This is a genomic window from Paraburkholderia podalyriae (assembly GCF_014397785.1).
Taxonomy (GTDB): domain Bacteria; phylum Pseudomonadota; class Gammaproteobacteria; order Burkholderiales; family Burkholderiaceae; genus Paraburkholderia; species Paraburkholderia podalyriae.
On record NZ_VZQQ01000041.1, the window covers coordinates 16,980 to 40,376 of the forward strand.

The 23,397-nt window shown below is 65.1% G+C and carries 20 protein-coding genes; 11 read left to right on the forward strand and 9 right to left on the reverse strand.

Features of this window, described 5'->3' with window-relative positions:
* Positions 1-41: 41 nt before the first annotated feature.
* Positions 42-1,124, forward strand: a complete 1,083-nt coding sequence (locus F6X42_RS30950) for a calcium:cation antiporter (protein ID WP_187637831.1) — start codon at positions 42-44, stop codon at positions 1,122-1,124.
* A 34-nt stretch (positions 1,125-1,158) separates the two neighbouring features.
* Here F6X42_RS30950 and F6X42_RS30955 read toward each other — a convergent pair whose 3' ends face one another.
* Entirely contained in the window at positions 1,159-2,052 is an 894-nt protein-coding gene (locus tag F6X42_RS30955; protein WP_187637832.1) for a LysR substrate-binding domain-containing protein, read from the reverse strand.
* Positions 2,053-2,542: 490 nt separating this feature from the next.
* Here F6X42_RS30955 and F6X42_RS30960 point away from each other — a divergent pair, with 490 nt between their 5' ends.
* The 7 genes from F6X42_RS30960 to F6X42_RS30990 all read left to right on the forward strand — a co-directional run bounded on the left by F6X42_RS30960 (position 2,543) and on the right by F6X42_RS30990 (position 9,012).
* The gene (locus F6X42_RS30960; RefSeq protein ID WP_187637833.1) at positions 2,543-3,637 is read left to right on the forward strand and encodes an ABC transporter substrate-binding protein; all 1,095 of its coding nucleotides are present in this window, start codon (positions 2,543-2,545) and stop codon (positions 3,635-3,637) included.
* A 5-nt stretch (positions 3,638-3,642) separates the two neighbouring features.
* On the forward strand, positions 3,643-4,620 hold the full coding sequence (locus F6X42_RS30965) for an ABC transporter permease (RefSeq protein ID WP_187637865.1): 978 nt from the start codon (positions 3,643-3,645) through the stop codon (positions 4,618-4,620).
* Positions 4,617-5,510: an ABC transporter permease gene (locus tag F6X42_RS30970; protein ID WP_187637834.1), complete on the forward strand. Its 894-nt coding sequence runs from the start codon at positions 4,617-4,619 to the stop codon at positions 5,508-5,510. Before F6X42_RS30965 ends, F6X42_RS30970 begins: the two co-directional genes overlap by 4 nt.
* A gap of 25 nt (positions 5,511-5,535) precedes the next feature.
* Entirely contained in the window at positions 5,536-6,630 is a 1,095-nt protein-coding gene (locus F6X42_RS30975) for an ABC transporter ATP-binding protein (protein ID WP_187637835.1), read from the forward strand.
* 62 nt (positions 6,631-6,692) lie between these two features.
* The gene (locus F6X42_RS30980; protein ID WP_187637836.1) at positions 6,693-7,514 is read left to right on the forward strand and encodes a transporter substrate-binding domain-containing protein; all 822 of its coding nucleotides are present in this window, start codon (positions 6,693-6,695) and stop codon (positions 7,512-7,514) included.
* A gap of 62 nt (positions 7,515-7,576) precedes the next feature.
* On the forward strand, positions 7,577-8,353 hold the full coding sequence (locus F6X42_RS30985; RefSeq protein ID WP_187637837.1) for an amino acid ABC transporter permease: 777 nt from the start codon (positions 7,577-7,579) through the stop codon (positions 8,351-8,353).
* Positions 8,354-8,355: 2 nt separating this feature from the next.
* Entirely contained in the window at positions 8,356-9,012 is a 657-nt protein-coding gene (locus F6X42_RS30990) for an amino acid ABC transporter permease (protein WP_187637838.1), read from the forward strand.
* A gap of 73 nt (positions 9,013-9,085) precedes the next feature.
* Here F6X42_RS30990 and F6X42_RS30995 read toward each other — a convergent pair whose 3' ends face one another.
* The 4 genes from F6X42_RS30995 to F6X42_RS31010 all read right to left on the reverse strand — a co-directional run bounded on the left by F6X42_RS30995 (position 9,086) and on the right by F6X42_RS31010 (position 14,882).
* Positions 9,086-9,892: an oxidoreductase gene (locus F6X42_RS30995; RefSeq protein ID WP_187637839.1), complete on the reverse strand. Its 807-nt coding sequence runs from the start codon at positions 9,890-9,892 to the stop codon at positions 9,086-9,088.
* A gap of 36 nt (positions 9,893-9,928) precedes the next feature.
* The gene (locus F6X42_RS31000) at positions 9,929-13,069 is read right to left on the reverse strand and encodes an efflux RND transporter permease subunit (protein WP_187637840.1); all 3,141 of its coding nucleotides are present in this window, start codon (positions 13,067-13,069) and stop codon (positions 9,929-9,931) included.
* Positions 13,066-14,181: an efflux RND transporter periplasmic adaptor subunit gene (locus F6X42_RS31005; RefSeq protein ID WP_187637841.1), complete on the reverse strand. Its 1,116-nt coding sequence runs from the start codon at positions 14,179-14,181 to the stop codon at positions 13,066-13,068. The genes F6X42_RS31000 and F6X42_RS31005 overlap by 4 nt, the downstream gene beginning before the upstream one ends.
* Before the next feature lie 83 nt (positions 14,182-14,264).
* Positions 14,265-14,882 (reverse strand): TetR/AcrR family transcriptional regulator, encoded by a 618-nt coding sequence (locus F6X42_RS31010; RefSeq protein WP_187637842.1) that lies wholly within the window; start codon positions 14,880-14,882, stop codon positions 14,265-14,267.
* A gap of 76 nt (positions 14,883-14,958) precedes the next feature.
* Here F6X42_RS31010 and F6X42_RS31015 point away from each other — a divergent pair, with 76 nt between their 5' ends.
* Positions 14,959-16,419: an efflux transporter outer membrane subunit gene (locus F6X42_RS31015; RefSeq protein WP_187637843.1), complete on the forward strand. Its 1,461-nt coding sequence runs from the start codon at positions 14,959-14,961 to the stop codon at positions 16,417-16,419.
* Positions 16,420-16,497: 78 nt separating this feature from the next.
* A complete protein-coding gene (locus F6X42_RS31020; RefSeq protein ID WP_246530304.1) occupies positions 16,498-17,127 on the forward strand; it encodes a TetR/AcrR family transcriptional regulator in 630 nt (209 codons plus the stop codon).
* A 41-nt stretch (positions 17,128-17,168) separates the two neighbouring features.
* On the opposite strand, the gene F6X42_RS31025 is transcribed toward F6X42_RS31020, so the two are convergent.
* Genes F6X42_RS31025 through F6X42_RS31035 form a run of 3 tightly spaced genes read right to left on the reverse strand, consistent with a single transcriptional unit; the run spans position 17,169 to position 21,200 of the window.
* Positions 17,169-18,473: a c-type cytochrome gene (locus F6X42_RS31025; protein WP_187637844.1), complete on the reverse strand. Its 1,305-nt coding sequence runs from the start codon at positions 18,471-18,473 to the stop codon at positions 17,169-17,171.
* A gap of 17 nt (positions 18,474-18,490) precedes the next feature.
* Positions 18,491-20,743: a xanthine dehydrogenase family protein molybdopterin-binding subunit gene (locus tag F6X42_RS31030; protein WP_187637845.1), complete on the reverse strand. Its 2,253-nt coding sequence runs from the start codon at positions 20,741-20,743 to the stop codon at positions 18,491-18,493.
* Position 20,744: 1 nt separating this feature from the next.
* Positions 20,745-21,200, reverse strand: a complete 456-nt coding sequence (locus tag F6X42_RS31035; protein ID WP_187637846.1) for a (2Fe-2S)-binding protein — start codon at positions 21,198-21,200, stop codon at positions 20,745-20,747.
* Between the two features lie 360 nt (positions 21,201-21,560).
* Here F6X42_RS31035 and F6X42_RS31040 point away from each other — a divergent pair, with 360 nt between their 5' ends.
* Positions 21,561-21,959 carry a hypothetical protein gene (locus F6X42_RS31040; RefSeq protein ID WP_187637847.1) on the forward strand — a complete coding sequence of 133 codons (399 nt, stop codon included), beginning with the start codon at positions 21,561-21,563 and terminating at the stop codon, positions 21,957-21,959.
* A gap of 250 nt (positions 21,960-22,209) precedes the next feature.
* Here F6X42_RS31040 and F6X42_RS31045 read toward each other — a convergent pair whose 3' ends face one another.
* Positions 22,210-23,157, reverse strand: coding sequence for a peptidoglycan DD-metalloendopeptidase family protein (locus F6X42_RS31045; protein ID WP_187637848.1), 948 nt, complete (start codon positions 23,155-23,157; stop codon positions 22,210-22,212).
* Positions 23,158-23,397: the final 240 nt, after the last annotated feature.

Genomic DNA, 23,397 nt, shown 5'->3' on the forward strand with positions numbered 1-23,397 from the left:
CATTACTTCAACTCCGGCACACGCACCGAAAGGAAGCCCGCATGACTTCGCCCGCGACTGTCTTGCCCCGCTGGACCGTCGGCGCGCCGATCCTTAGCTGGATCGTGCTCGGGGCCGCCTACGCAATCCCAGGCAACGCACTGCTGCTCGCGCTGGTCGGCGTGTCGCTATGCGCGGCCGTGTTCGCCGCCGTCCATCATGCCGAAGTGGTCGCGCATCGCGTCGGCGAGCCGTTCGGCACGCTGGTTCTCGCGGTCGCCGTCACGGTGATCGAGGTGGCGCTGATCGTCTCGGTGATGCTGACGTCCGGGCCCGAGAAAGCCGGCCTCGCGCGCGATACGTTTTTCGCGGCGGTGATGATCGTCTGCAACGGGCTCGTCGGGCTCTGTCTGCTGGTAGGCGGCATCCGCCATCGGGAACAGGACTTTCAGAGCCGCGGCGCGGCGGCCGCGCTGGCGGTGCTCGCGTCGCTGTCGGTGCTGACGCTCGTGATGCCGAATTTCACGACCACCAGCCCCGGGCCTGTCCTGTCGCCGTCGCAGCTCGCGTTTGCCGGCGTGTCGTCGCTGGTGCTGTACTGCGTGTTCGTGTTCGTGCAGACGGTGCGCCATCGCGACTACTTCCTCGCCGGCGTGCCCGACGAAGATGTCCACGCGGAGCCACCGGGCGCGCGCCTCGCAGCCGTCAGCGGCGTGCTGCTGCTGGTGAGCCTCGTCGCGGTCGTGCTGCTCGCGAAAGTGCTGTCGCCCGTGGTCGAATCCGCGGTGCTGAGCGCGGGCGCACCGCCGGCGGTGGTCGGGATCGTGATTGCGTCGCTCGTGCTGTTACCGGAAGCGTTTGCGGCGCTGCGCGCGGCGCGCGCCGATCGTCTGCAGACCAGCCTGAACCTCGCGCTCGGCTCGTCGCTGGCGAGTATCGGCCTGACCATTCCCACCGTCGCCGGCGTGTTCCTGTACATCGGTCAGCCCATCGTGCTCGGCATCGACGGCAAGGACATGGTGCTGCTCGCACTCACACTGGTGGTCGCGACGCTGACGCTCAGCACCGGACGCACGACGATTCTGCAAGGCGCGGTGCATCTATCGCTGTTCGCGGCCTATCTGTTTCTGTCGTTCGCGCCGTGATGCGATGCCGTATCCGGCGCAGGCGGGCGCCGCCTCAGTCTTCCCAATGCTCGGCGATCCAGTCGCGGAACAGATTCAGCTTCTGCTGTTGCGCGACCGCGTCCGGATACACGAAGTAATAGCGCCAGCCGGTCTTCAGCACGGTATCGAACGGCCGCACGAGGCGCCGGGCGGCGACGTCCTCGTCGATCAGCGCGAGATCGCTGATCGCGACGCCGAAGCCCTGCGCGGCGGCGTTGGTCGCCATGTCCAGCGTATCGAAGCTCGGGCCGAGTTCCGCGTCGATCGTGGCGGCGCCCGCCGCATCGGTTTCCGCGATTTTCGCGAGCCACATCCTCCAGTCGCGATGATCGCGCGTCGGATGCAGCAGCGTGTGGCGCGCGAGATCGGCGACCTGCGCGAGCGGCTTGTCCTTTAGCAGCTCGGGCGTGCAGACCGGCGTCAGACGTTCCTCGAACAGCGACACCGCCTGCACGTCCGCACCGGGCGACGAACCATAGATGATCGCCGCGTCGAACGGTTCGCTCTGGAAATCGACGTCGTGCTGCCAGGTGGTCGTGATCTGCACGTGCAGATCGGGATAGTCGGACTGGAAGCGCATGATCTTCGGCAGCATCCAACGCATCACGCAGGTCGGCACCTTGAGCGCGAGATCGGTGCGCTGCCTCGTCAAGCGCAGCGACATTTCCTCGATCCGCGCGAAGCTCTCCTTGACCGCCGGCAGCAGCATTTCGCCCTCGGCGGTCAGCGTCAGCCCCTTTGCGTGCCGCTTGAACAGCGGAAACTTGTAGTACTCCTCGAGCGCGATGATCTGCCGACTGACCGCGCCTTGCGTCAGGCAAAGGTGATCGGCGGCACGCGTGAAGCTGCGATGGCGCGCGACGGTTTCGAAGATCTGCAGCGCGTTCAGCGGCGGTAGGCGTCGCATCGGATGTCCAGGATCAGAAAAAATCATTGCGTGGCTGGAGCAGCGCCCGCCGCCGCCCTGCAGTCAACCCCACAGCATACGCGATCGGCCCCGCGCGCACGAGCCGGTGCGTGGGCAAACCCGCATGCGTTCGGCTCATGGCGCGCGTGGCAAGGTGCGCGCCTGGCGAACGTCGCACCGCGGTAGTGCGAAAAGCCTTCAGCAACCGCACCAGAACCGAGCTTTCCTCATACCTCGGCGCACGCCGGGATTCCTCAGCCAGATATGGACGTTAACCCGCATACGCCATCGCCCGTAGCTTCCGGCCGCGTCGCCAAACCGCTTGCCGCTGGGTTCGCGGGCGGCAAGCCATGAGCGTACGTCATGCCATCCATGCGCATATTTCGATTGTTGGGTGATTTTGGCAAACCTACAGTGCATCCACTCGCGGTATATCCGGCAGCGGTCACGGCGAATCATGGGCAACGGGCGTTCAACACAGGAGACCGTCATGCAGCAGATCAAACGAGGTAGAAGGCAGGCCATCAAGACAATCGGTACGGCGCTCGCGGCATCCGCACTGCCGATGCCGTTCCTCAATCTGCGCGCACAGGAGCACAACTTCAGCGGCAAGACGCTGCGCATCCTGACGTGGTCGGACGATACCGGCACGGCCGCGCTGCGCAACATCGCCGCGACATTCACCGCGAAGACCGGCGCGAAGGTCATCGCCGACCGCGCCGACGGCACCTCCGGCATGGTCGCCAAAGTCAAGGCGAGCGGCGATCGCCCGACCTACGACGTGATCACGCTCGCGGGCGTCGGCGCATCCGGCCTCGCCGACGCGGGCCTGCTGATGAAGCCCGACCTCGACCGCCTGCCGAATCTCAAGGAAGTCGCGCCGCCATACCGCACCGGCGCGAACGGCTTCGGCGTCGGCTATCTGCTGTGGTCCGACGGCCTCATCTACAACACCGCGACAGTCAAGACCCCGCCTTCGTCGTACGAGGCGCTGTGGGATCCGAAATACGCCGGCCGCGTATTCCTGCCGCCGCCCGAGTGGGCCGAAGCGGTCGATCTCGCGATCATCGCAGCGAAAATGAACGGCGGCTCGCAGCAGAACATCGAGCCCGGCTTCAAGAAGCTCGCGCAGCTGAAAGACCACGTGATGACGCTCGGCGAGAACCCGAACCAGGTGGCCGACCTGTTCCGCACCGGTTCGCTCGATATCGGCGGCATCTACTCGCCGGCGTTTTTCCCGGACCAGATCCGCAAGCCCGAGTACAAGATGGGTGTGACCTACGGCATGAAGGAAGGCTTCGCGACGCAACTGATGTTCACGGTGATCCCGAAAGCGCATCCGGGCGACACCGACCTGATCCACGCGTTCATCAATCATTCGCTCGATGCCGGCGTGCAAGGCCGCATGGCCGCCGACGTGCTGAACGGCCCGGTCAATTCGAAAGCGATGATTCCGGCCGAAAGTCGCGCATTCGTGCCGAGCCCGCAACAGATCGCCGAAAAAGCCGTGCTGCATGACGACAAGGCGCTCGCCGTGGTGCAGCCGGCGTGGATCAAGCGCTACACCGAAATCTTCTCGGCGTAACCACGATGCTCGCGCGCTTCTCGCGGCGTGCCGCGATGATGCCGGACGAGGCGGCGCCGGGCCCGACGCCCGGCACCACCGCTTCGGCCTTTGTTGCAACTGCCGTGACCGACCCCGCTGCTGGCGCAACGATGCTCGCGAGAGCCCGGCCCTGGCTGCTGCTCGCGCCGATCCTGCTGTTTCTGGCCATACTCGGCGCGGCCGCGCTGGTCGTGCTGCGAATGAGCTTCGGCACGTCCGGCAACGAATGGCGCAGCTTCACGCTGCAGAACTATGCGGACCTGCTCGACGGCTACTTCCTTAAGTCGTTGTGGCTGACGCTGCGGCTCGCGTTCCAGAGCATGCTGTGCGCGGTCGTGCTCGCGATTCCGGTCGCGCTCGCGATGGCGCGCACGACATCGCGGCTCGCGCGGCGGCTGCTGCTCGCGGGTGTGCTGCTGCCGCTGCTCGTCAATCTGCTGCTGCAAGGCTATGGCTGGCTCGTGATTCTCGGCCCGGCCGGTCTGCTCAATCACGCGCTGCTCGCGAGCGGGCTGGTCGAGCGTCCGGTGATGTGGCTGTATCGCGAGCATGGTGTACTGCTCGGGCTGATCCAGACCGCGTTTCCGCTCGCCGTGCTGCCGCTTTCCAGCGCGATGCGCGCGGTGTCGATCTCGTACGAGGAAGCCGCCGCGACGCTGGGCGCGACGCGCTGGCAAACGCTGCGTCACGTGCTGCTGCCGCTCGCGATGCCCGGCCTCGTGTCGGGCGCGCTGCTGGTGTTCGCGTACAACGCCAGCGCCTTCGCGGTGCCGCTGCTGCTCGGCGGGCGGCGCGTGCCGATGCTCGCGGTGCTGGTGCACGATCAGGTCGCGCCGCTGTTGAACTGGCCGGCCGCGTCCGCTTCCGGCGTCGTGCTGATGATCGCGACGCTCGCCGTGATGGCGCTGTCGCAACGGCTCGTGCGCCGCACCCAACGTCTGACCAGGGAGCCTCACGCATGAGCACGCCGCTGCCGACCTCGCGCCTGCCGAGCACCGAACCCGGTTCGCCACGCTTGCCGCGGCTGCCCCAGACGATGCCCGGCCAGCTCGGCCGCGCGAGCGCGCTCGTCGCCGGCGTGGTGCTGTTTGTCGCCGCGCTGCCGATCCTGACGATGATCGCGATGTCGTTCAGCGCGGCCGACACGCTCGAATTCCCGCCGCATGCGTACAGCCTGCACTGGTATCGCGCGGCGTGGCACAGCTTCGTGTCACCGGACGCGACCGATACGCTGTCGATGGGCGCCGCGCTGACCACGAGCCTCGTCGTCGCGTTAGCGACGATGCTGATCGCGACGCTGGTCTCCGTGCCCGCCGCGTACGCGCTGTCGCGCTACCGTTTTCGCGGCAAGCCGGTGGTCGAGCAACTGGTCGCGCTGCCGCTCGTCTATCCGCTGGTGATGCTCGGCCTGTCGCTGCTGCTGGTGTTCAACGTGCTGCCGGTCGAGCTTGGCGTCGGCCGGCTGATCATCGCGCACGTGATTCTGGCGCTGCCGTTCACGGTGAAGAACTGCGCGGCGTCGGTCGCGTCGATCGGCCCCGAGTTCGAGGAAGCGGCGCTCGTGATGGGTGCGAGCCCCGGACGCGCGCTGATCGACGTGGTGTTGCCGCTGATGCGCCCCGGCATTCTCGCCGGCATGCTGTTCGCGTTCATCGTGTCGTTCAACGAATTCACGGTGACATTCTTTCTGTACGGCATCGACACGATGACGCTTCCCGTCTGGCTCTATAGCCGTACGGTGTCGTCGCTCGATCCGACCGTGTTCTGTTTCGCCGTGGTTATCGTCGCGATCGACTTCGCGCTGATCTGGCTGCTCGAAAAGCTGATCGGCGACGAAGGCGTCGCACTGTGAACCCGCCACCCTGCTGGAGCCTGCGATGACCCATCTGACCTTGCAAGCCGTCACGCGGCGCTTCGGCGCCGTGCATGCCGTCGACGACGTCGATCTGAGCGTGCCCGACGGCAAGCTGGTGTGCTTTCTCGGCCCGTCCGGCTGCGGTAAGACCACGCTGCTGCGGATGATCGCCGGGCTCGAAACGCCGAGCTCGGGGAGCATCCATTTCGCCGGCCGCGACATCACGCGGCTGCCGGCCAACCGCCGGGACTTCGGCATGGTGTTCCAGTCGCTCGCGCTGTTCCCGCATATGACGGTCGCGCAGAACGTCGCGTATCCGCTGAAGCTGCGCAAGGTCGCGAAAGACCGGCAAGCGCGCCGCGTCGCCGAACTGCTCGAACTGATCCAACTGCCGCACATGGCGAACCGGCCAGTCACGCAACTGTCGGGCGGCCAGCGCCAACGCGTCGCGATCGCGCGCGCGATCGCTTCGGAGCCGCAACTGCTGTTGCTCGACGAACCGCTGTCCGCGCTCGACGCGAAGCTACGCGAAGCGATGCAGGTCGAAATCCGCCTGCTGCAGCAACGCCTCGGCATCACGACGATCATGGTCACGCACGACCAGCGCGAAGCGATGACGATGGCCGACGAAATCGTCGTGATGGAGAAAGGCCGCATCGCGCAGGTCGGCAAACCGCTCGACATTTATCGCGATCCGGTCAGCGAGTTCGTCGCCGACTTCATCGGCCTCGGCAACATCCTGCCGGTGCGATACGACGGCGCGGGCCTCGTGAGCCTGCCGGGCGGACGGCGCATCGCGGTGACGCCGAACCCGGGCACGCCGCTCGCCGATGCGCGACAACCGGCTGCGGCCGGCGACGCGATCCGCCTGTTGATCCGGCCCGAGGACGTCTGCGTGAAGGCGGCCACGGAAGCACCGAACCCGAACCGGCTGCCCGGCACGGTCACGTTCATTCGCGATGTCGGCGCGTCGCTCGAAGCGACGATCGATTGCGTTGGCTTCACGCTGACCGCCGCGACCACGCCGCGCGAAACGCCCGGGCTCGCGCTCGGCATGGCGGTGCTCGCCGAGTTGCCGCCGCACGCGTGCAGATTGATCGCCGCGCGCGCCGCCTGATACCCGAATCCATCACACACATTTGCTTCAATCACTACCGTATTACGAGAGAGGAACAAACCATGAACCAGCGCCCCGCTCTCCAACCGACCCGCCGCGTGTTCGCGACGCTCGCCACGACGCTCGCGATGGCCGCACTCGGCGCGCTTGCCGCGCTGCCGTCGGCCGCGCATGCCGACGCGCTCGACGACATCGCGAAGTCCGGCACCGTGCGCATCGGCGTGTTCGAGGACTATCCGCCGTTCGGCTCGATCGGTCCGGACATGAAGCCGGTCGGCTACGACATCGACGTCGCCGATCTGATCGGCAAGGCGCTCAATGCGAAGGTGGACCTGGTGCCGGTCACCGGCGACAATCGCATGGCTTTCCTCGCCGACCACAAGGCCGACATGCTGCTGTCGGTCGGCCAGACGCCCGAGCGCGAAAAAGTGATCGATTTCTCGCAGCCCTATGCGCCGTACTACCTCGCGGTGTTCGGCCCTAAGTCGCTGCAGGTGAAGACGGCCGCCGACCTCGCCGGCAAGTCGATCTCGGTCGCGCGCGGCACGCTCGAAGACCTGAGCGTGACGAAGATCGCGCCGCCGTCGGCGAACATCAAACGTTTCGACGATCCGAACGGCGCTATTTCGGCGTTTCTTTCTGGTCAGGTACAGTTGATGGTGGTCGGCAACGACGTCGGCGCGACGATTCTCGCGCGGCATCCGGCGAACGATCCGGAGCAGAAGTTCGCGCTGTTCAGTTCGCCCGATCACGTCGGTCTGAACAAGAACGAGCCGCGCCTGAAGGCGAAGGTCGACGAAACGATTGCCAAGGCCCGCAAGGACGGCACGATGAACGCGATTTCGCAGAAGTGGCTGCGCGCGCCGCTGCCGGCCGATCTTTGAACTCTGTGGCGTGGTTTCCTGAAGTCCGCGCCCCCACCTGATCCTACGATGGGCACGAGGCCATGACTTACGCATTCGATTTCAGCGGCTTCGGCCTTTACGCAGGGATGCTCGCGCGCGGCGCCGCCGTGACACTCGGGCTCACCGCCGTGTCGACACTGGCGGGCGGGCTCGTCGGTATCGCCGGCGCGAGCATTGCGGCGGCCGGACCGAAGTGGGCGCGCTGGCTGGTCGCGAGCTACGTCGAGCTGATCCGCAACACGCCGTTTCTGGTGCAGCTGTTCTTCGTCTTTTTCGGCCTGCCGAGCCTCGGCATTCATATCGACGAGATCCAGGCCGCGATTCTCGCGATGACCGTCAATCTCGGCGCGTACGCGACCGAGATCGTGCGCGCCGGCATCGATTCGATTTCGCGCGGCCAGGTACAGGCCGCGCAGGCGCTCGGCCTGCATGGGCGCCAGGTGTTCCGCCACGTCGTGCTGCCGCAGGCGCTCGCCAACGTGTTTCCCGCGCTGCTCGGCCAGGTGCTGATCGTGATGCTCGGCTCGGCCGTCGTGTCGCAGATCTCGGTGCCCGACCTGACCTATGCGGCGAACTTCATCCAGTCGCGCAACTTCCGCTCGTTCGAGAGCTACGTAATCATTACGGCGGCCTATCTGCTGATGTCGATCGTGTTGCGGCAGTTGTTGAACCGCTTCGGCCGTAGGCTGTTCGCGGGCCGCGCGGCACGTGGCCTCAGCAGCGGTAGCAACAGCAGTAGCGGCAACCACGGCTTGCCGCGCAACTGGCGCAGCCGCCTGATGTGGCGCGGCGCGCGCACCCTGCCGACGGAGCGTTGATCATGGTCGAATTCACGCTATGGGATATCGCCCGCAATCTGCTGCTCGCCGCGCGCTGGACCGTGCTGCTGTCGCTGATCGCGTTCGTCGGCGGCGGGATAGTCGGGCTCGTGCTGCTCGCGATGCGCGTGTCGCCGATTACCTGGCTGCGGCGCATCGTCGTGCTGTACGTGGAAGTGTTTCAGGGCACGCCGCTGCTGATGCAGCTCTTTCTCGCTTTCTTCGGCTTGCCGCTCATCGGCATCGACGTGTCGCCGTGGGCCGCCGCGGCCGTCACGCTGACGCTCTATACGAGCGCGTATCTGGTCGACATCTGGCGCGGCTGCGTCGAAGCGGTGCCGCGCGGTCAGTGGGCCGCGGGCGCGAGCCTCGGCATGACGTTCGGCCAGCAGCTGCGCTATATCGTGTGGCCGCAGGCACTGAAGATCGCGGTCGCACCGACCGTCGGATTTCTCGTGCAGGTGGTGAAGAGCACCGCGCTCGCGTCGATCATCGGTTTCATCGAACTGACGAAGACCGGCACGATGATCACCAATGCCGCGTTCCGGCCGTTTCCGATCTACGGCATGGTCGCGCTGATTTACTTCGCGATGTGTTTTCCGCTGACCTGGTATGCGCGCGTGCTCGAAAAGCGGCAGAAGGTTGGGCAGCATCGGTGAAGTGAGGGGAAGTGAGCTTGCCACCGCCTGCAAGTGAACGCCTTGTGCGCAATGTGATGCGTGGACGAGCGCTTCAACCAAGTCCGAATGTGGTCCTCAGGCTTGCATCGACCGGACCAGCAGGCATGAAACGGCGCAACTTGCTCAGCAACGATGCCTGTCCGGCTGGCGTGCGGCGCATACGCCAGGCGCCAAGCGCCGCTTCGACAATCGTGTTTGCCACGCCATCGGGCTCGGGGGCGCTTTTGACACTGTTCACGACTGCGCTCGTCGCAAGGGCACGCTCGCGGTCATAGTCGGCGATTTTCGAACCCGCCTGGGGCGCATTGATGTCGAGATTGGTCCTGGTAAAAGTCGGTTCGACCAGCGATGCGCGTATGCCGAACTGGCGCACCTCATGATCCAGGGTTTCGGTCAGCCCTTCCACGGCATGCTTGGACGCCGAATAGAGTCCCATGTAGGGCGCAGGGAGAAACCCGAGCACCGAACTGACATTGACGATCCTTCCACCGCGTTGCACCCGCATATGGGGGAGGACAGCCTGTGTGGTGCGCAGAATGCTGAATACATTGGTATCGAACAGAGACGAGGCCTCGGCGGCCGACGTTTCCTCGACCGCGCCAATCATGCTCGTTCCTGCATTGTTGACAAGCACGTCGATTCGCGTCGCGCGATCGATGACGAACTGGATTCCAGCCAGGACCGAAGCATCGTTGCGAACATCCATCTCGAGCAGCTCGACTCCCGTGATAGGCGCCGCTTTTGCGATGCTGCGCACGGTGCCAAATACGCGGCACCCCCGCCCGGCAAACTTCTCGGCGGCGGCGCGTCCGATACCCGATGACACGCCGGTAACAACGACAACAGTGGAATTCGACATGAACAGCTCCCTTCAGGTGGAATTGATGGTGTTTCTTTAACTGCGCGTGTCGAGCGCTTCCTGCAGCGTTTGCCCGGAAGGCTGCGCCTGCTGATGCCGATCTTTGCGCGAGCCAGCGGTACTGTCGGGTCGAATCTTGAACCAGATCGAATACATGGCCGGCAGGAACACCAGGGTCAAAATCGTCCCGGCGAACGTGCCGCCGATCAGCGTGTAGGCGAGGGTTCCCCAGAACACCGAGTGGGTCAGCGGAATGAAAGCGAGGATCGCCGCCATGGCGGTGAGGATCACCGGGCGGGCACGCTGCACAGTGGCTTCGACGACCGCGTGGAATGGATCCAGGCCCGCGTGTTCGTTCTGATGGATCTGCCCGATCAGGATCAGCGTGTTGCGCATCAGGATGCCCGACAGCGCAATGAGGCCAACCAGCGCATTGATGCCGAACGGCTGCCGGAACAGGATCAACGTTGGCACCACCCCGATCAAGCCCAGCGGGCTGGTCAGGAACACCATCACCATCGCGGAGATCGAGCGCACCTGGAAGATGATGATGATGAGCGTAACCGCCAGCATGATCGGGAAGAGCGGCAACATGGCGTTCGTCGCTTTGGCCGATTCCTCGATGGAGCCCGCCTCTTCGATACGGTAGCCGGTCGGAAGCTTGGCGATGATCGGTTGAAGCTGCTTCGTGATCGCCGTCGATACGTCCGGCGGCTGCAAGTTGTCGGCGATGTCGCCACGTACCGTGATCGTCGGCACGCGGTCGCGCCAGCGCATAACCGGTTCCTCCATGCGCACGTCGACCTTGCCCACCTGCGACAGCGGGACGCGTTGCCCGCCCGCGCCAGCCAGCGTGAAGTCGCCGATCCGGGCCGGATCGAGCCGGATGTCGCCGGCCGAACGCGCCATGACCTGCACGGTTCGGATGTCCTCACGCACGGCGGTGACAGGCACCCCGCTGAGCAGGAATTGCAGCTGTTGCGCCACGGCACTGGAAGTCAACCCCACCGCTTGCAAGCGATCCTGCTGCAACGTGAAGTGCAGCGTGGGCGTGCGCGTCCCCCAGTCAGCGTTGACCGTGCGCATCATCGGACTGACATCCATCGCCTGCTCGACTTCTCCCGCAATACCGCGCAGCTTGTCCGGGTCCGGGCCAGAGATACGGTAGGCGACCGGGTACGGCGAATACGGACCGAACACGAGTTGCGTGACCCGCACGCGCGCCTCGGAGGCGAGACCGTTGGCGACTGCCTGACGCAGTCGCTGCTTCAATGCGTCGCGCTCATCCTGGCTGTCCGTGCGCACTACGATCTTCGCGAACGACGGATCGGGCAGTTCCGGTCCCATCGCCAGGTAAAAGCGCGGCGCACCTTGCCCGACGTAAGCGGTGACGATCCTGGCTTCCTTCTGTCTGGCGAGCCAGGCTTCCACCTTCTGCGTGGCGGCGCTGGTTTGGGAGATGGACGTGCCATAGGGCATCTGCACCTCGACCAGCACTTCAGGACGGTCGGAGATCGGGAAGAATTGTTTCTTGACCACGCCCATGCCGACGATGGCCAGGACGAAGAGGCCGACGACCGAACCGGCGACCAGCCACTTGCGCGCGATGACGCGCGTGAGCAGTTGACGGAAGCGGTTGTAGCGCGGCGTGTCGTAGATCGCTTCGTGGCCGCCTTCGACCTTTTTGAAATCGGGGAGCATCTTTACACCCAGGTAGGGCGTGAAGACCACCGCGACGACCCACGATGCGATCAGCGCAATGCCGACGATCCAGAACATGTTGCTGGTGTATTCGCCGGCCGTGGAGCGCGCGAAGCCATTGGGCATGAAGCCGACGGCCGTCACCAGCGTGCCCGCCAGCATCGGCGCGGCCGTATGGCTCCACGCATAGGCAGAGGCGGCCACGCGGCTGTAGCCCTCCTCCATCTTCACCACCATCATTTCGATGGCGATGATCGCGTCGTCCACCAGCAGGCCCAGCGCAAGGATCAGCGATCCGAGGGTGATGCGGTCGAAGTTCTTGCCGGTTGCGGCCATCACGACGAACACGACCGCGAGTGTCAGCGGTACGGCCGCGGCAACGACGAGGCCCACGCGCCAGCCCATGCTGACGAAACTCACCAGCATGACCACCAGCAGCGCGACAAAAAACTTCACCATGAACTCGTCGACCGCCGAATGAATGTTGACGGCCTGATCGGTGACTTTGGTCAGGCTCATGCCCAACGGCAGCCCGGCGTTGACCGCGCCGACTTCGCTGTCCAGCGCCTTGCCGAGCTCGAGCCCGTTCCAACCATCGCGCATGACGATGCCCAGCAGCAGTGCCGGTTCGCCGTTGTTGCGGATCATGAACGTCGCCGGATCTTCATAACCGCGCGTGACGGTGGCGATGTCCGACAGCTTCAGCGTGCGGCCCTGCGCCACGACTGGCGTGTCGCGGATCTTCTGCAAGTTGTCGAAGGCACCGTCCAGGCGAATGAATAGCTCCGGACCTTTGGTCTCCACGGAGCCGGCCGGCGTCAGCGCGTTCTGACCGTTGAGTGCGGCGAACACATCCTGCGGGCTCACGCCCAGCGTTGCCAGGCGGTCATGTGAGAGCTCGACATAGATCCGCTCCGCCTGCTCACCGATGATGTTGACCTTCTTCACGCCCGGCACGTGCAGCAGCCGTTGGCGCAGCGTCTCGGCATCGCGAACGAGCAGGCGCTGCGGTTCACCCTTCGCCTTCAGGGCAAACAGCGCGAAGGTAACATCCGCGTATTCGTCGTTGACCATCGGTCCGATCACGCCGGATGGAAGATTGCCTGCCTCATCGCTGATTTTTTTCCGGGCCTGGTAGAACTGTTCCTGCACTTCCGACGGCGGGGTGCTGTCGAGCAATGTCAAGGTCGTGAAGGCGAGGCCTGGTCGTGTGTAGGTCTCGGTCCGGTCGTACCAGCGCAGCTCCTGCATGCGCTTCTCGATCTTCTCGGCGACCTGATCGTGCATTTCCTGCGCGGTGGCTCCGGGCCACGCGGTGATGATAGTCATCACCTTGACCGTGAAGGCGGGGTCTTCCGCCCGGCCCAGCTTGAAGAACGAAACGAGCCCCGCCAGCGAGATCAGGCAGATCAGGAACAGGGTGACGGAGCGCTCGCGCACAGCGAGCGCCGACAGGTTGAAACGGCCTTCGCTCACGGACGGACTCCCTCGGTCGACATCGCGACGGCTTGACCTGTCACCCGGACCCGCTCGCCTTCGCGCAGCAGCTGCGCGCCGAGCGCGACGATCCGGTCGCCTTGCCTGATCTCACCGGCGACGCGGGCACTATCGTCGTCCAGATGTTCGACGGTAACCGGCCGCCAGGAAACCTTTGCCGGTTCGCCGTTAATGACCCACACCCCGGGTCCCTTGCCCCCGTCCAGCAGTGCACCAATCGGCACCTGCAAACCACCCAGCACCGCGGAACGCGCGTCCGGAATCTGGATCGTGACCGTGGCGCCCAACGGCGCATTAGCCAGTTCTCCCTGCAGCACATACCGCGCTTCAAAGGTCCGGGTATGAGAATCCGCAGCGTCGGAGAGCTGGCGCAGCGTGGCCGGTACGCTCACGCCGCTGTTGCCGAACAGCGTGGCTTGCGCGACCGAACCGACGGCGGGGCGCAGGGTTTCCGGTAGCTGGACAACGGCCTCGCGAGGCCCGGCGTGCGCCAGGCGCACCACGGGCTGGCCGGCGCTGACGACCTGGCCCGGTTCGGCCAGCGTTTCCATCACGACGCCATCGCCGTCCGCCAGCAGTTCGGCATAGCCGGTCGCGTTGCGCGCAACGTCGGCGTCAGCCACGGCCGCGCTGAGCTGCGCTTTGGCGGCATCGGCCGCCGCCTTGGTCTGGTCATAGGCCGATGCCGATATCGCGCCGGTGCCGCGCAGGTCGCGATAGCGCTCCTCATCCTGCGCGGTCTGCTGCGCGCGTGCTCGCGCGGCGGTGACCGCGTCCTGCCGGGCCTGCGCGGCAAGCTTCAGATCGATGGGGTCGATGCGCATCAGCGGCTGACCGCGCTTGACAGTTTGTCCGGCATCCACCAGCCGCTCGAGCACCTTGCCGGAGACGCGAAATCCCAGGTCGCTCTGCACGCGCGCGGCGACGGTTCCGGTAAACGAACGGGACGCCGGGATCGCCGCCTGAGCAATGGCGGTGCGCACAAGGGGCGCCTCGGTGCGCGGATCGGACGGTGCTTTTGCGCCGCAGGCGGCTAGCGCAAGTGGCAGTGCACAGACGACTGCAGAGGTAACAAGGCGACGTCGGAGCATGAAAGACCCATTGACGGTGTGATCGGGACTTTCATTATGGTTATAGTGACTAAATTAGTCAATAGTCACACGTGGTTGTCGTGTCACGGCGACAGGCTGCGGAGTACCAGACTGGAGAGTTGCGCGGGCGCGAGCTCGGTGGTATCGAGGTTGTACTGCAGTAGCAATGGGTTGAGGTAGGGGCGCATAACCAGATAGATCGCCATGGCGGTTTCGTCCAGTGGCGTCTTGCGTTCGAAGTCTCCGCTTTGCCGGCCTTCCTGCAGAACATCCTGCAGCAGGTTCTGCACGCGCGCTTCGTAGGCCTGCACCGCCTGCCAGTTTTCCGTGGCTGCCGAAGCGGCGATGTCGTAGAGCTTACGGTCCTGGAAAAACAGCCGAAGGCTTGCTTCCGTAGAGACCTTGAACATGCGCCGCAGCTTTTCCGGCGGCAGCCCGGCCTCCGCGACAGCAGCCCGGACGTCGCTTTCGATCTCGTGCAGGCAGTTCGCGCAGATCATCTCGCCGATCGCCTGCTTCGACTCGAAAAACTTGTAGATGTAGGCCTTCGAAAAGCCGATGGCCTTCGCGAGATCGGAGACGGTCGTCTTTTCATAGCCGTACCGGCTGAAGTGCTCGGTGGCTGCGGCAATGATCTGATCCCGTACCTCGTGGTCGGCGGGGCCGCGCGCCGGGATGGGGGAAGTGGAGGCTTTTTTCATGGGTATAGCATACAGGAATGGACAACTAGTGACTATTTGGTATTATGGTCACGCCCAGAACCTTGCGAAGACGCCCATGCTACCCAAACCCATCCTTGCCGCGTTTATTGTCGCCAGCCTGTTGGCAGGCTGCGCTGTAGGCCCCGATTATGCCCGGCCCAATGTAGCCATGCCGGAGCGGTTCCAGGGCCAGGCCGCGGTGGATCACCGGCACGCGGCGGCCCGTGCCGACCTTGTCACGTGGTGGACGGGTTTCGGTGATCCGCAACTCACACGGCTCGTCTCGCTCGCGCTGGAACAGAACCTGGACCTCGCGCAGGCAGCCGCTCGCGTGTCGCAGGCGCGCGCGGGACTTGGCGCGGCGAATGCCGCGCTGCTGCCGTCCGGCAATGTCAGCGGCCAGGCGGCGCGAGTCTACCAGTCGGTTGAAACCCCGTTGGGGCGAGTCCTGAATTCGACGCCCGGTTTCGATCGCTACGGCAATGATTACGAGGCTGATTTCAACGCGAGCTGGGAACTGGATGTGTTTGGTGGCCTGCGTCGCGGGCGGGAAGCGGCACTTGCCGAATACCAGGCTTCGGAAGCGGGTGCGGTGGCCACGCGCCTGGCAGTGGCGGCGCAGACTGCCGATATTTACATCACGATTCGTGGATTGCAGGCCCGTCTGAAGGTTGCCCGCCGGCAGGTGCAGACGCAGCAGGATCTGCTCTCGACCATCAAGCTCCTGTATGGCAAAGGATTGGCGGCCGACCTTCAGGTGAGCCAGGCTGAAGGTGCGCTGGCCCAGGTACAGGCATCCGTCCCGGTCCTCGAGGCGGGTCTGGATGCGGCCATGAACGCGCTGGACGTGATGCTGGGTTCGCAGCCCGGCACGCATCGGGCCGAACTGGTCGAAGCTGGCGACATCCCGGTCGCCCCGCAGATCGCGGACACCGGATCGCCGGGAGAGTTGCTCAGGCGCCGGCCCGACCTGATCGTGGCCGAGCGTCGCCTGGCTGCGTCGAACGCGCGCATCGGCGTCGCGATCGCAGAGTATTACCCCAAGGTGTCGCTCAGCGGACTGATCGGCAGCGCCACCTCGGTGGCCAGCGGCAACCTGTTCAGTAGCGGCGCCAGTCAGGCCGCTGGCGTGCTGGGCCTGCGCTGGCGTCTGTTCGACTTCGGCCGCATCAACGCGCAGATCGGCCAGGCCAAGGGCCAGCAGGCCGAGATGCTCGCCGCGTACCGGCTGGCAGCGCTGCATGCGACCGAAGATGTCGAGAACGCTTTCTCGGCACTGGTCAAGCGCGAGGAACAGACTGCGGTGCTCGACCAGGGAGTGAACTCGCTCGGCCGGGCGCGAGCCGCCTCGTTCGCGGCCTACCAAAATGGTGTCGTCAGCCTGATTGAAGTGTTGCAGGCCGACGAGAACCTGCTGCGAGCCTCGGATGAGCGTGTGCAGGCGCAAACGGAATCGGCACGCGCGGCGATTGCTGCCTTCAAGGCGCTCGGTGGCGGTTGGCAACCGAGCGAATCCGAGGCGGTCGCCATCAAATAGCAACCGTACACAGCCGTAACGCCTAACCCGGAACGTGAAACCTGGCCATCGTTCCTTGCTTGATGAGGGCTTCGCCGCATGCCATCCGAACGAATGACGCGAGCAGAAAGCCGCGAGCAGACCCGGCGGCGCTTGCTCGACGCAGCGGCGTCGTGCATCGCCGAGAAAGGGTTTGCTGCGACCAGCGTGGAGGACATCGCCGCCAAGGCCGGCTATACCCGCGGCGCGTTTTACTCGAACTTCAGCAGCAAAAACGATCTATCCGTCGAACTGCTCCGTCTCGATCACCAGAAGATGCAAGAAAACTTGCAGAAGTTGCTAGACGCCGCTCCGTCCATCGAAAACCTGCAAGTACAACTAGCCTCGGTGTACGCGCAGTGCTATCGCGACGACAACCACTACATCATCTGGGCTGAGGCGCGCTTGCACGCCATGCGTGACGTGAAATTCCGGCAATGTGTGAACGCCCTATGCATGGAAAAGCGCGACATGATTGCGTACTTCATCGAGCAGTTCTGCAAGCGCCTTGACATACAGTTGCCAAGCCCTTTCGCCGACCACGCGCTCGCCGCTATCGCATTGATCGACGGCATCCTTTACTTCAACAAGACGATGCCCAATGAGTTGTCGAACGCTTCGGCCCAAGCGATTTTGAGCAACGTTTTTACAAAGATGTTCTGCAATGCGCCAGTCCTGACTGAAACTTAGTTTGGTCTTGCGCCTCCTCCACAGATACACCGACCAGCCGATCACCGCGCCGCCCGGGTCGACTGTCGCAGCTTCGCGACCTCCGCCACGCCGAGCGCCGGCGCGCCGTTGTTCCAGCCCGCGCGCACGAAGCTCAGTACGTCGGCGATCTGTTGATCGTCGAGCACCGCCGCGAAGCCGGGCATCGGGAACGGCGACGGCATGCCGTTGATCACCAGATCGCCGGTGCCGTTCAGCGTCACATTGATCAGCGACGACGCATCCTTCGCAAGCACGTTCGGATTGCCGGCGAGCGGCGCGAGCATCGGCGCGAAGCCGCGTCCGTCGACGCCGTGGCAATGCATGCAATACGCGGTATAGACGCGCGCGCCGGCATCGTGCGCGGGGCGATCGAGCGACACCTTCGTCGCCTGCGGATCGTACGTGTAGGGCGCCGCACCGTTGCCGCTGGCCGGCGGCAACGACTTCAGATACGTCGAAATCGCCGCGACGTCCTGATCGTTCATGGCTTGCGTGCTGTTGTTGATCACGCCCGTCATCGAGCCGAACGCCGAAGCGTGGCGATTCGCGCCGGTCTTCAGGAACGTGCGCAGATCCTCGTCGCTCCAGCGGCCAAGCCCGGTGTTGTGCTCGCCGGTCAGGTTCGACGCGAACCAGCCGTCGAGCAGCGCGCCGCTCAGGAACGCACTGCCGCTTTCGTCGAGCGCGCTTTCCTGGAACGCGACGCCGCGCGGCGTGTGGCACGACCCGCAATGCCCGAGCCCTTGCACCAGATACGCGCCGCGATTCCACGCGACGTCCTTGCCCGGCTTGTCGCGGTACGCGCCCTTCTCCAGAAACGCCATGTTCCAGAACTTCAGCGGCCAGCGCATGTTCAACGGCCATTTGATATCGGACTCGCGATTCGCCTGCTGCACGGGTGCGACGCCGTGCATGAAGAACGCGTACAGCGCCTTCGCGTCGTCGTCGCTGACCTTCGCATAGGACGGATACGGCATCGCCGGATACAGGTTGTGGCCGTCTTTCGCGACACCCTCGCGCAGTGCCCGCGCGAAGTCCGCTTCGGTGTAGCCGCCGATACCGGTCTGCGCGTCCGGCGTGATGTTGGTCACGTAGATGCGGCCCATCGGCGTGCTCATCGGCAAGCCGCCGGCGAACGGCTTGCCCTTCGGCGCCGTGTGACAGGCAGCGCAATCGCCGAGTTGAGCGAGATAGGCGCCGCGTTGCACGAGCGCCTGGTCGGCGGCGGAGCGGGTTGCCGGAGTTGCCGCCCCGGCAGGCACCTGCGCGAGAAACGGCAATGCCACGCACAACACCGCGCCAAGACCCTTCAGCGTGTTTTTCATGTCGGGCTCCTTGCGCGTTACGCGCTGTGCAGTTGACGGCCAACCGGCAACTGCCGCAGCCGCTTGCCGGTGGCCGCATAAATCGCGTTGGTCAGCGCGGGCGCGAGCGCCGCGGTGCCAGGCTCGCCGATGCCGCCGGGCGCCTCGCCGCTCTTCACGAGATGCACGTCGATCGGCGGCGTCTGGTCGATGCGCAGCATCCGATAGTCGGTGAAGTTGCTCTGCTCGACGCGGCCGTTGTTGATCGTGATCTCGCTATAAAGCGCCGCCGTGATGCCGAAGATGATGCCGCCCTGCACCTGCGCCTCGATCGTGTTCGGATTGACGGCCATCCCGCAATCGACCGCGCAGTTGACGCGCTTGACTGTCACCTCGCCCTGCTCGACCGCGACCTCGACGACGATCGCGAAGAAGCTGCCGAATGCGTGCATCACCGAAATGCCGCGCCCTTGCCCCTGCGGCAGCGCGCCGCCCCAGTTGCCGGCTTGCGCTGCGAGGTTGAGCACGTTCAGCGCGCGCGGTGATTTGCCGAGCAGGTTGCGCCGGTACTGCACCGGATCGATCTTCGCGTGCGCGGCCAGTTCGTCGATGAAGCTCTCGACGACGAACGTGCCGCGCGTCGGCCCGACGCCGCGCCAGAACGCGGTGGGCACCGCGTGTGGTTCCACGCGTACGTAGTCGATCAGTTGGTTGGGCAGGTCGTACGGCAGATCGGCGGCGACTTCCACGGCGTCAGGATCGAGTCCATTCCTGAACGCGGGCGGCGCGAAGCGCGCGATGATCGACGAACCGGCAATGCGGTGCTGCCACGCGATCGGTTTGCCGTTCGCGTCGAGCCCGGCCGAGATCGTGTCGTAGTAGTACGGCCGGTACATGTCGTGCTGGATGTCTTCTTCGCGTGTCCACAGCACCTTGACCGGCGTCGACACCTGTTTGCCGACCTTCACGGCCTGCGTGACCATGTCGGTTTCGAGCCGCCGCCCGAAGCCGCCGCCGAGCAGATGGTTGTGCACGATGATCTTGTCGGCAGGCAAGCCTGTGACCGCGGCCGCCGCATCGACGACGCGCGTCGGCACCTGCGAGCCGAGCCAGATTTCGCACGCGTCGCCGCGCACGTGAACCGTGGCGTTGACCGGCTCCATCGTCGCGTGCGCGAGGAACGGCTGCTGGTAGATCGTGTCGACACGCGACTTCGCGTCGCCGAACGCGCGGCCGACATCGCCGTCCTTGCGCGCCACCGCGCCGCCGTGCTGCGAGGCCGCCGCGAGATCGTCGACGATGCGCTTCATCGACACCTGCGCGCCCGCGCCTTCGTTCCACTTGATGTCGAGCGCCTGCAGGCCGCGCTTCGCGGCCCACGTGTGAGCGCCAATCACCGCGACCGCGTTGTCGAGCCTGATGACTTCGCGCACGCCGGGGATCGTCTTCGCATGCGTATCGTCGACGCTCGCGAGCGTGCCGCCGAACACGGGACAGTTCGCGATCGCCGCGTAGACCATGTCGGGCAAGCGCACGTCGAGGCCGAACTGCGCGGTGCCGTCGACTTTTTCCGGCGAATCGAGACGCCTGGCCGGCGTGCCGATCAGCTTGAAATCCTGCGGGTCTTTCAACCGCACGTTCTGCGGCGCGGGCAGCGCGGAGGCGGCCTGCGCGAGCTGGCCATAGCTCGCGCTGCGATTGCTGGCCGCGTGAATCACCTCGCCGGCCTGCGCATGGCAACTGGCCGGATCGACCTGCCACTGCTGCGCGGCCGCGTTGATCAGCATCACGCGCGCAGTCGCGCCGGCGTGGCGCATCGGCTCCCACGCGAAGCGGATCGACGTCGAGCCGCCGGTCAACTGGCCGCCGAGCAGCGGGTCCTTGAAGAGCGTTTCGTTCGGCGGCGCGTGATCGAGCGTGACCGCGTCGAGCGGCACTTCGAGTTCTTCGGCGATCAGCATCGGGATCGACGTATAGACGCCCTGTCCCATCTCGACCTTCGGTATCACGAGCGTGACCTTGCCGGCGGTGTCGATCTGGATGAACGCGTTCGGCGCGAACACACCGCTTTGCGGTGCCTCGTTCGCATCGCCGCCGATCACGCTGCTGCCCGCCTTCCGATCCTGGCTCGCGGCCGGCACGCTGAAGCCCAGCAGCAGACCGCCGCCGGCCGCGGCGCCGACCGTCACGCCGAACTTGAGGAAGCTGCGCCGCGAGATGCCGCGCGCAGGCCGCGTGTCGAGGTCCGACGGCTGCGCGCCGTTCTGTGCATCGAGCAATCCCTGCGACATGTCAGGCCCCCTTCGCGGCATGCTTGATCGCCGCACGCACGCGGTGGTAAGTCCCGCAACGGCAGATGTTGCCAGCCATCGCGGCGTCGATGTCGGCGTCGCTCGGGCTGGGATTGCGCGCGAGCAGCGACGCCGCCGACATCACTTGCCCGGACTGACAGTAGCCGCATTGCACGACGTCGAGTTCACGCCAGGCCTGCTGCACTTTGTGGCCCGTGGCCGTGGCGCCGACCGCTTCGATCGTGACGATCTTGCGGTCGCCGACCGCCGCCGCCGGGAACACGCACGAGCGCACCGCGACGCCGTCGAGATGCACGGTGCATGCGCCGCACTGCGCGATGCCGCAGCCGAACTTGGTGCCGGTCAGCCCGACGAGATCACGCAGCACCCACAGCAGGGGCATGTCGGGCGGGGCATCGACGGAATGAGTCTCGCCGTTGATATTGAACGTGGTCATGAGCGGCTCCGGTGGGGGCGTTGTTGTGGTCGCGCGGTTTAGATCGCGACGTCGCACCAGACCGCGAACACCTGCCGGTTTTGTTCGGCATGTCGCGCTAATACGCAGTGAAAAGCGGCCTGTGATCGAGCGGGTGTCGCCAGAAAGCCGGCCGATTGTAGTCGGGTCGAAAGAAGTTCGCTTTGAAGCGGCCAGGCGGTACATGTCGCGCTGTGCGCGCTGGATCGCATGTGTCGGCGGGACCGATGCGTTACCATCAACGGATTGATCCGTTAGCGTGATCGCGCGACCCGCTGCATCGCACTGCGCGGCGTTGCGATGCACGATTCCGTCGAGTCACCTCAGCCGCAGGAGCCGCCGATGAACGACCCGCAATGCACTCAATTTCTCACGGACATTCGCCGACCGTTGCTTGCGCTGCACAAGGCGATTCTCGATCACGAACGCGCCGCGTACGAAAAGGAGTTCGGCCCGGTGACGCCGGCGGCCTTCTTGCAAGTGCTGATCAACGGTTCGGGGTTTCGCTGGCTGGCGCCGCTATCGACGGTGATCGCGAGCGTCGACGAAATTCTCGACGACGCAGAAGCCGATGCCGGCGACCGTCTCGCGACCGCCGAGGCCGTGGTCGGCCTGTTCTCGCCCGATCAACCCAATAACGGCTTCCTGCCGCGTTATTTGCCGCTGTTGCAGGCCGATCCGGCGATCCTGCATTACCACGGCGAGGTTTCGCGGTTGCTGCGCGGTGTGCAAATCACCTGACGGCGGTTCGCCCGGAGCACGGCGGCGGCGTCTGCGCTGGCTGCCGGCTCCTGTATTTCCTCACCGTTGATAAACGGCTGCGGATCGAGGCCGCATCGTGGATGGTCGGTACTCTTTCGCAGATTCGGCGGACTGCTGCCGCGTGACGGTACTTTCGCAACGATTTGACGACCGCCACAATGCGCGGTCGATCAAACTACCTGGCTTTGCTGACTAAATTCAAGGTGAGCTTTCGCGGGACCGCCGAAGCTCAGCCGCGCCCCTGCGGTAGATAAGGCAGCGGATCGACCGGCTTGCCGTCGCGCCGCACTTCGAAGCCGACTGACACACGCGAGTTGTTCTCATCGCCCATCTCGGCGATCTGCTGTCCCTTGCGGACGACGTCGCCCATCTTGACCAGCAGCTTGCGGTTATGCGAGTACGCGGTCAGAAAGTCCTTGTTGTGCTGCACGATGATCAGGCTGCCGTAGCTGTTCAGTCCCGTGCCCGCGTACATCACCTTGCCGTCGGCGGCGGCTCGCACCGGATCACCCGCTTTGCCGCCGATCTCGATGCCGCGCGTTTCGCCCGGCTGGAACGCTTCGACGACGCTGCCGGCGGCAGGCCACGCAAGCGTCACGCTGCTCGCATGCCGGCGGGTTTCCTGCGTGACTTCGCGGACTTCGGTGGCGTTCGGAGCCGGCGCGGCGGACTGCGTCGAGGCTTGTGCCGAGGTTTGCACTGACGTTTGTGAAGCAGTCTGCGTTGTGGATTGCGCCGCGGCCTTCGCGGCGGCCGCCGCATTGGCTGCCTTCACCGCGCGCACCGTCTCCGGCGACGCGACGTGCAGCACCTGCCCCGGCTTCAGCCGCGCCGACGCCTTCAGCCCATTCCACGCCTGCAGCTGCTTGACGCCGATGTGATGATGCTGCGCGACCCGCGCGAGCGTGTCGCCACGCCTGACGCGATAGACGAGCGGCGGCGATTTTTTCAGCGGCGTGTTATCGCTGGCACCGATCGACAGCGGTGCGGCTGCCGTCTGATCGCTAGAGGCGGTTCCCGCCGTATTCGTCGCCAGCACGCCGGACGCCGTGGCGGCACTGCTTGCCAAACCATTCTGCCCATCCGGCTGCCCGAGGTTCGCACATCCGCTGACGGCCAGCGCAACCCATGCGCCGGCCAGACTGGCCAATATCGTTCTGTCGAAACGCTTTGTCATCTTGCTCGACTCCTGCTGCATAGATAAGCAAGCCGGAATGCCGCGATGCCGCGGGCAAGGCGCGCGATCTTCGGCCGCGCGGCCTTCCCGACGACATGGCGAAGCCGCGTCGTAACGCGCTCATCCCGTGCCTGTCTGCCAATCAAATTTCTCGGGGATTCTAAAGTGTCGTTTAATAAAAACGCCCGGCCCCACACACTCTGATACAGACGTTACGAGCCGTATTTCCGCGTTACGACG